The 4,638-nt window shown below is 42.6% G+C and carries 5 protein-coding genes; all 5 read right to left on the minus strand.

All coding sequences use genetic code 11. The features are described 5' to 3' along the window. Positions 1-38 precede the first annotated feature (38 nt). Positions 39-851: a DNA/RNA non-specific endonuclease gene (locus tag IV55_RS04475; protein WP_057809790.1), complete on the minus strand. Its 813-nt coding sequence runs from the start codon at positions 849-851 to the stop codon at positions 39-41. 197 nt (positions 852-1,048) lie between these two features. Further along, positions 1,049-1,573 (minus strand): DUF1836 domain-containing protein, encoded by a 525-nt coding sequence (locus IV55_RS04480; RefSeq protein WP_057809792.1) that lies wholly within the window; start codon positions 1,571-1,573, stop codon positions 1,049-1,051. Positions 1,574-1,652: 79 nt separating this feature from the next. Continuing rightward, positions 1,653-2,333, minus strand: a complete 681-nt coding sequence (locus IV55_RS04485) for a DUF975 family protein (RefSeq protein WP_057809795.1) — start codon at positions 2,331-2,333, stop codon at positions 1,653-1,655. Positions 2,334-2,344: 11 nt separating this feature from the next. Next, complete coding sequence (gene recX / locus IV55_RS04490) at positions 2,345-3,130, minus strand: recombination regulator RecX (RefSeq protein ID WP_057809808.1); 786 nt, start codon at positions 3,128-3,130, stop codon at positions 2,345-2,347. 213 nt (positions 3,131-3,343) lie between these two features. Further along, entirely contained in the window at positions 3,344-4,483 is a 1,140-nt protein-coding gene (locus IV55_RS04495; RefSeq protein WP_057809797.1) for a low temperature requirement protein A, read from the minus strand. Positions 4,484-4,638: the final 155 nt, after the last annotated feature.

Genomic DNA, 4,638 nt, shown 5'->3' on the forward strand with positions numbered 1-4,638 from the left:
AGTGTCTTTCAGCATCAATGCTATATCATGATTAACTGCTACCAACTACGGCTACTGGTGGCAGGCTCTGGAACGCGCATCGAACTGTCCTTTTTAGAACGCCCGGTAGCATAGTCAAACTGATAGCCTGGCTGAACGTTATGGAGATAGACATTAAAATTCAGCTGTCCATCTGTAGAGAGTGCCTGTAAATGCACCCCATTTGCCATCAAGTTATTACCACTAAAAATTGCCTGCGCCTGGAAAATAACATGTTTATTCTGTCGCAAGGCCGTGCGAATTTTGCTTTCATAAATCGTCTGTAACTTTTGATTGCTAAATGCACTTTGCGTGAAGAGATTCTTTGGGTTGTTCTGATCCCCGGAGTCATTATCTGGTTGATAATGACCATCTTGATCAATACCACCAGACAACGAATATGCAATTAAGTGCCCACGATTAATGATTGCTTGCCCTTGATCCATTTTTTGGTGCCATCCAGATGGTTGAACATATTGGCGAACTCGTAATGAATCATTTGCAACATTACGCGCTTCTAAATATGCAGTATTAGCTGCGGTCGTCCGATTCAAATCATCTAAATTACTGTAGATAACATGATTATTCTGCCACGCATCTGCTTTCAACGTACTGCGATTGTGGTTAATCGTAACTACAGGATCATCGCCAGAATGATAGGCCAGCTTGGTTAGATCTTCGGACTTATCCTCACCACCAGTTTGTTGGCTACTCTGTGTCGTAGTTGTCGAAGTTGGCTTGGAACTGGAACGACTTAACGCAAATGCACCGATGACAATTGCAATCACTAAAACGGCAACTAACGCATACGTTCTGTTTTGTCGATTACGCATTTAAGTTTCTCTCTTCCATAAATAGTTTCACTTTTATTTTACCTGAGGATTCCTCACGACGATACTTAAGATGTATGTTTGCGTCTAATCCTCAGCATCAAAAAATGTGTGTCATATTTTAGACGTTTCATTGCCTAAATAAAAAGAGCCCGGAAACATGATTTGCTCATGCCGTCCGAAGCTCTCACTTCAAATCGTTATTTTTGCTCAACTGGCTTAGGTGTCACAATTGCTTTTGTTAAAGTTAACAGTTTTTCAGATTTCATTTTATCTAAAACTGCATCGACAGCAATCCGCATCATTTGATCATTCAGATTTTTAGCAGTCGCATCTTCGCGCTTTCCCTGTAAACCAGCTAGTGTCAAATCGATAAACGTGTCGTACGCCCGCTTAGGAAATAAACTGGCAGTAACTTGATCCATACCTTGGCGAATCGTGTCCATTGAATAGGTGGGTTTTAATAAACCAATCAATAAAATATCGGCAACTTGCATCACTTGATACTTTTTCTTGACCGGTGCCAAAATAATATTGTGCTTCACGTAGTTATTGATCATTGCAGGCGTCACTGAATCAACGCCCAACGGTCCTAAAGTATCATTCACATAGGCCACTACCTGATCCATATATAGATCAAACTTTGGGAGTTCATCCCATTTAGGCAATGTAATTTCAGCCAAGTGCTGCTCCCACTTGTGATACTCAACAAACGAATCTGGCATTTCAACGACCTCCTTAAGGATCTACCGTTAGGATACCATCATTATCTAGTCTTGTAAACTAGATAACATCGTGTTGACATTATAAAATCACTTCAACATCGCTTTGTTCCTCTAATGCATCATAGTAAGCAGCCATTGTGGTGTTATAGTACGGCAAAATCCAAATAAGCCCGATGCCAAAGCTTAAGCCGCCTAAGATAAACCAACCGATAAAACTCAATTGTAGTACAAACAGTTCCCACTTGTGTCCACGCATCATGTGTTCACTTAATGAAAGACTTTGCGTAATGCCTTGCCACAGGCTTACTTGCGGTTTATCCGTATGCAAATCTTTATAGATATAAACGGTTTGTGCCAACATCAAACTCACGATCACGCCAGGAATAATGAGCAAGATAAGGCCAAGCATCGTCAACAAGTAACTTAACAGTGCCAAGACAATAATCGGAAAAACTGTCGTACTGGCCAAAACGCGTGTGCTATCAGTCGTTGGATGCAGCGGCCGTCCTGGTGTGCGAACCCAATCTAACAATGTGTAATTAACACCCGCTACGACTGCCCAACTAAGCATAACAATCACTAAATTAGGGCTTACCAACCGCCAGTAGGAAGCATTTTGGATTGCTTCTTGCCCGCGCGGCGTTACAAGATTCGCCAGCACGCCTAGTAACAGTGGAATAATATTTAATCCAACGGCCTTGCCCCAGTGCCCGCGTAGCAAATCCTTCGCTTGCTGCTTTAGTTCACGATTTGTTTTCATTTCAGCTCCCCCTAGTCATCTTCCATCTGCAATTGTTCAACAACCCGACTGATTTCATCCATTTGGTAGCCTTTACCAAATAGCGTCCGCTTTGTTCGATTAACACGATCGCGCCGGTCATATCGCCGATTTCTTGCCCAAATCTTAGTCGCCTCATGCAACAATAAATCTTGTTCCGCTTCATCATCGCGTTCTAGCTCAAGCTGGCTCATCACCTGATCAATGACTTCACGTGTGAATCCCTTCGTCATCAGACCTTGAATCACCTTTTGCTTTTGCGTCGAAAACGGCTTACGCGCATAGTGTTTAGCAAGCTTATTCGCCACAGTCACACCATTTTCTACCTGTTCATCCCCGGCAAATTCTTCTAGTGCGCGATCGATTAGATTTTCGCCAATTCCCTTTCGTCGTAAGTTTTGGCGAATTACAATCGGACCTTTATCAGATGTATTACGTATCGTTCTAACATACGCATTGGCATACGCTTGATCGTCTACCAACCGCAAGTCTCGTAAGCGTTGCAACGTATCTGTGATTACGCCTGGTTCAATCTCCAAGCTTGCCAGCTTCTCTTCAACCTCACGTTCTGAGCGCAATTGCCCTGACAAGTAATCAAGTGCACGGTTATAGGCCCGTGCCACATCATCCGCCGCAATAATTTGTTCCTGCAGTTTTTGATCAATTTCCATGCCCTTAAAAATTTGAAACTTGATCATCACAGATTCGCTAATCGGAAATGCATACTTACCGTCTAAGTATACGTTGTAACGGCCTGCTCGCTTTTGTGCTTCAATCATCGTTACTGCAGGCACCGAACTTTGTGACGCAGTGTTTGAATCAGCTGTTCGGTCAACCTTTGCTAATAAATCTGCTGCTATGTCGGCTCCCGAAACGTCTTGTTCAGCAACGCGACGTGCACGTGGTTTTTTTTGGCCGACATCCCCTAGTAAAATTAGTTTATTTTCATAATCACTCATAAATCGCTCCCAAAACGCAAACATACGTTCGTTTTAATGTATCACATTTTCACTTTTTTGCCCATTCAAACGGATGAACCACCAACCTGCTACCGCCAATAGTTCCAGCATCAAAATAAGTAAAGTCACCGCAACGTGCTCGCTAAATAGCCATAAAACACCGCCGTTAATTAGTGCCGCTACAGTTGCCAGCCCAACATTAGACCAGGATATACGACTGCTAGTGTCCTTCGAATAGCCAGCCGCCATTGCCATTGTGCCAGTCAAAAAGCACATCAGTCCAAGCGTTACTAACCCCGCAAATAGCGGTCCATGTAATTCTCTTTGCAAATAAAGTTCCGTTACAGCAGTTACAAGGTCCAGGCCCACAAAAATAAAATAATGAATGTTGATTAGCAAAATACCAGCCGTTTTCCGGTGACGATCAATACCATGCTGATACGTCGTAAAATAAATGGTAAACAACGCCACAATGATAATGAAGAATGGGATGGCCAACCAGTTAAAATGATGTACATCAATCACACTGGCAACTGCGATGATAGCCTCACCAAACAACAATAAGGTGAAAAGCGAATAGCGTTCCGTCAAATGCTCAAACATTGCTGGAAAAATGGTCAGCTGACGATACATAAACATTGGTGCGATGTTGGCAAAAACCATCGTCAAAACATAGATGCTTGCTCTTACAATATATGGCCCGACAGGAATAATGGTAAGCGCACCAACCACGCCGCTGACCAGTAAAATCAATCCTAGTCCACGCGATACGGCCAGCTGCTTAGGGTCCGTCAAGCTACGGCTTCGTAACCAATACTGACCGGCAATACTCAGCAGCAGAACTGATGTTGAGCCGGCAAACGTTAGGTGCGTGGCAGCAAAATTCGCATTTAACGATTGCGACAAAATAATTACCACAAACATATCAAACACCATAAATAATCGGTGCTGCAACGTATTGCGGAAAAATCGGTTAACGAGGACGGTCTGATATGTCCAAATGGTCCAGAACATAAAGAACATGACAAAGAATTCCAATAAATATAGTCCAGAAATCGTTTCATGGTGAACTAAATGTAAGACCGTCGTGATACGACTAATCGCATAGGCAAAAATCAAATCATAAAACAGTTCTAAATTATCCACTTCGGCATTTTTTCTAAGTTCGTTCATCAGCTAACCAGTCCCCTGACCCTTCAATAGATTCACCTCCATTTTACACGAAAATTGGTTACTCCTTCTAGTTGTGATGCTTAATGTTGTTATTAATACAGCGAACTGTCAAACCAAGTGCAACACTTTATCAAAGAATATTTCAGATGGCGTTG

Source organism: Furfurilactobacillus siliginis, from assembly GCF_001437435.1.
GTDB classification, from domain to species: Bacteria; Bacillota; Bacilli; order Lactobacillales; family Lactobacillaceae; genus Furfurilactobacillus; species Furfurilactobacillus siliginis.

What these genes read in the sequence shown, in the direction of transcription:
- IV55_RS04475 (WP_057809790.1), bottom strand. Translation starts at nt 851, where the DNA reads ATGCGTAATCGACAAAACAGAACGTATGCGTTAGTTGCCGTTTTAGTG.
- IV55_RS04480 (WP_057809792.1), bottom strand. Translation starts at nt 1,573, where the DNA reads ATGCCAGATTCGTTTGTTGAGTATCACAAGTGGGAGCAGCACTTGGCT.
- IV55_RS04485 (WP_057809795.1), bottom strand. Translation starts at nt 2,333, where the DNA reads ATGAAAACAAATCGTGAACTAAAGCAGCAAGCGAAGGATTTGCTACGC.
- recX (WP_057809808.1), bottom strand. Translation starts at nt 3,130, where the DNA reads ATGATTGAAGCACAAAAGCGAGCAGGCCGTTACAACGTATACTTAGAC.
- IV55_RS04495 (WP_057809797.1), bottom strand. Translation starts at nt 4,483, where the DNA reads ATGAACGAACTTAGAAAAAATGCCGAAGTGGATAATTTAGAACTGTTT.